We start from the raw sequence: 2561 nt of genomic DNA, 5'->3' as shown, positions 1-2561 counted from the left end.
AGGGCGGGCCCTGCCCTTCGTCGCCAACCCGGTCATCGACCGGAAATGGATGCGCCCCCTCTTCGAACAAGGATTGCTGGACATCGACCAGCCCTTGGATCCGTGCCAGCAGGTCGACCTGACGCTCTCCGTGGCGCACTTGCTGCAGCGTCACGCCGGCACCTCGACCCGGCTGCGCACTCCGCTTGCGCTCGACCGACTGGTGCGGGTGCGGGAGCTCATTGCGGCCGACCCATCGGTACCACGTCCGCTTGGGGAGCTGGAACGCGTGGCCGGCTTGGACCGCTGGACACTGGCGCGCCAGTTCCGGGCCGCCTTCGGCACGAGCCCCTCACATTTCCGCACCATGCGGCAGCTGGACAGGGCGCGCACGCTCGTGCGCGCCGGGGCGACGCTGGCAGACGCCGCGGCGGAGGCGGGGTTTGCCGACCAGAGCCACTTCACCCGCCTTTTCAAGCGTGCGTATGGATTGACGCCCGCAAGCTGGCGGCGGGCGATCGGGCAATAAACCATAGGGTACGAAACCGCCGTTGATTGACCCACGAAGGCCCTATACCCAAAAGCGCGCTCGGTTGATATCGAGCGCAACAGTTGAGACACCAAGCCTCGGTTGACCTACCCAAGGGGGTGCAGTGCCAATTCCTCAAGTCAAGCTGCGTCCGCTGCGACCAAGTCTATTTCCTGAGCCATTTCGACCAATGCCGTAGCGATCCGCTCGCGCTGCTCGTGCTTAGAAAAAAAACAGCCCACAGTCATAGCAGCCAGAACGTATTCCGAATGCGTAGGCAGTGGTGTCGCAATAGATTCGGTTTGATTGGCTACCGGCGCAGTGATGTGACACCAGCCACGCCGGTTCAATTCCTCGAATGCAGCATAAATATCAGCCAGCGTGCCATACGCACCGATAGACGAGGCATTTTCGAGCTGTTCCAGTAGCTGCTTCCGCTTGCTAGCTGGTTGCTTCCAAAGATAAGCCCGTCCTGATGCTGAAACGGCAATAGGGAAGCGAGCACCTGTAGTCAACCCCAGCGCAACTTTTCCAGCCGGGGTGCAATGCTCTACGACGAGCATATGGGTACCGTCTCGGGTACTCAACGTAACATGCACATCGTGAGTCCTCGAAAATTCGTACATACGAGGACGAGCTACCTGGGCGATCGCAAGGCTATGTTTGACGCTGCGTCCGAGCGATAGGCACGATGCATACGGCTCAAAACAATCATCGCCAACTGGACGCAAGAACTGGTGCGCAACCAACGTGTTCACCAACTTTTCCGTAGTCAAGCGGGACAGATTCAGTCTCGCAGCGATCTGCGCCACAGATAGCGTACGGTGCCGAATGTTGAACAGTCGCAGGATTTCTAACCCCCGACGCAAAGAATCTACCTGCTGCTCCCGGTCTTTCGGTTCTACGGAAATCTTACGCGTCCTGACCATTTTCAATCCCGCTCGATGCTGCCATCGCTCAACTCTTTCTCCAACTGGAATTTCAACGCGAGCAGCCCCGGGGCCACAACCCGTTCGAGACGCTCCAGATCCAAGTTATTGGCCAGAGCAGCACAGCCCAAGGCATAGGTGTGCGCTCCTTCTGGGGTATCGATAACGACTGCCACGCCATTGACGCCAGCTTCCATAGTGCCGGCCCCGATGCAGTAACCGCGTTGGGACATTTGGCGAACCGCTTCTTGCGCTTCCGATTTGAGCGCCTTCCATGTGCGCGAGTCCCTCGCCTTGAGTTTTTCGAAAAAAACCTTGCGTTCGATCTCCGCCATCGAGCCTATCAGGGCGCGGCCCATGGCGGAACGGTCGATCCTTAGGCGGGAACCTGCATGCACCCTGAGTGCGAAAACCATGTTTTTTCCATGAACGACATCGTTGCAGACCATAGAGGTGATATCGGGAGAGGCCAACACAACTGAAACCTGGTGCTCGTCTGCAAATTTCTGCATGAGCGGACGTGCATGCATGATGAAACTGCGATGTGCGGCAGCGATGAAACCAAGCGACAGCACCGACACGCCAAGGCGGTATGCCGCCTTGTCTGGCGAATACTCTAGGTATCCCTCCTTCAGCAGATTTGCCGTCAATCTGGAGACTGTTGGCTTGGGCACGCCCGTCTTTTTTGAAATTTCGGAATTCGTCAGCCAGTCATTCGTTGGCTCGAATGCAGAAAGAATCGTCAGGCCTCGGGATAGTACCCGTACTAAGGGAGGATGATCACTACGTTGGGACGGATGAACTGGAGAAATTGACATCTGTCTTCGAGTCTTGAAATTAGCCTTAAATCGTACGGGCTGAAGAGCGGGATGAAAAGTCATTCTGACAAAGCCTTGACCGCATCTTTATTGCGGAATTAGAATGAAATTGAGACGATTAAAATGAAATTAGATCTGGGGGGTTCGAGGCATGGGCAAGCGGGTACGCCTGGGTGCAGGGTCGGGATTCTGGGGCGATGCCCTGGATCCTGCTGATGAGCTGGTCGAAAGGGGAGAGCTCGACTACCTCTGCCTCGAATACCTCGCCGAGCTGACGATGGCTCTTCTACAGCGCCAGAAATTGAA

Annotated in this window: 4 protein-coding genes; 2 read left to right on the top strand and 2 right to left on the bottom strand. The window is 56.9% G+C overall.

The window, feature by feature from the left end; genetic code table 11:
* On the top strand, positions 1-508 hold a 508-nt coding region (locus Q0319_RS06595; RefSeq protein WP_299451504.1), incomplete at its 5' end, for an AraC family transcriptional regulator.
* A gap of 140 nt (positions 509-648) precedes the next feature.
* Here the strand turns inward: Q0319_RS06595 and Q0319_RS06590 are convergent.
* On the bottom strand, positions 649-1437 hold the full coding sequence (locus Q0319_RS06590) for a helix-turn-helix domain-containing protein (RefSeq protein WP_299451506.1): 789 nt from the start codon (positions 1435-1437) through the stop codon (positions 649-651).
* Between the two features lie 2 nt (positions 1438-1439).
* Positions 1440-2255, bottom strand: coding sequence for an IclR family transcriptional regulator (locus tag Q0319_RS06585; protein WP_299451503.1), 816 nt, complete (start codon positions 2253-2255; stop codon positions 1440-1442).
* Between the two features lie 151 nt (positions 2256-2406).
* On the opposite strand from Q0319_RS06585, the gene Q0319_RS06580 reads away from it, so the two are divergent.
* The coding region (locus Q0319_RS06580; protein ID WP_299451505.1) for an acyclic terpene utilization AtuA family protein at positions 2407-2561 on the top strand (155 nt) is incomplete at its 3' end.

Source organism: uncultured Pigmentiphaga sp. (assembly GCF_937950555.1).
Lineage (GTDB): Bacteria > Pseudomonadota > Gammaproteobacteria > Burkholderiales > Burkholderiaceae_B > Pigmentiphaga.
This window is presented reverse-complemented; position numbering and strand designations above follow the sequence as displayed.